Raw genomic sequence first — 571 nt, 5'->3', positions numbered from 1 at the left:
ACAGAGCCTAGATACTGGGGATTAATTCCCCATACCCCAGAAGCAGTAAAAAAAGTAATGAAAAAGTTAGGCAGGCCTGAAACACTCCGAGTGTGTTATGAAGCCGGTCCGACCGGATATCCACTCTATCGGCTACTCATGACAATGGGAATTCAGTGTTCAGTAATTGCCCCTTCTCTTATTCCTAAAAGACCCGGAGAACGCATTAAGACGGACCGCAGGGACTCTATTCGCTTAGCTCATTTGTACCGTGCTGGCGAATTGACTGCCATCTATGTTCCAGATAAAGAAGATGAGGCGCTGCGGGATCTTATTAGATGCAGAGAAGACGCTAAAGAAGACGAACTGAGGGGGAAGCATCGATTAAGTAAGTTTTTACTTCGCAATGACATTAAACCTCCAAGTGGAATAAACAAGTGGACAAAAAAGTATTTTGAATGGCTTGATACTTTAAAGTTTGAAAATACTTCCCTGCAAATCACTTTCCAGGAATACTATCACCAAATTAAGGAATTATCACAACGGATCCTAAGGCTTGAAGAAGAAATTAGGATTCAGTCCAATGAAGGGA

1 protein-coding gene is annotated in these 571 nt (G+C 42.2%); it reads left to right on the top strand.

Going from position 1 to position 571, the window contains the following annotated elements:
• Positions 1 to 571: IS110 family transposase (locus ABU165_RS25120; RefSeq protein ID WP_353762705.1), on the top strand; the 571-nt coding region annotated here is incomplete at both ends.

Origin of the sequence: Cytobacillus sp. T106 (assembly GCF_040492155.1) — a bacterium.
Lineage (GTDB): Bacteria > Bacillota > Bacilli > Bacillales > Cytobacillaceae > Bacillus_AB > Bacillus_AB infantis.
The sequence above is the reverse complement of the archived record's forward strand: the minus strand, read 5'-3'. Positions and strand labels throughout refer to the sequence as shown.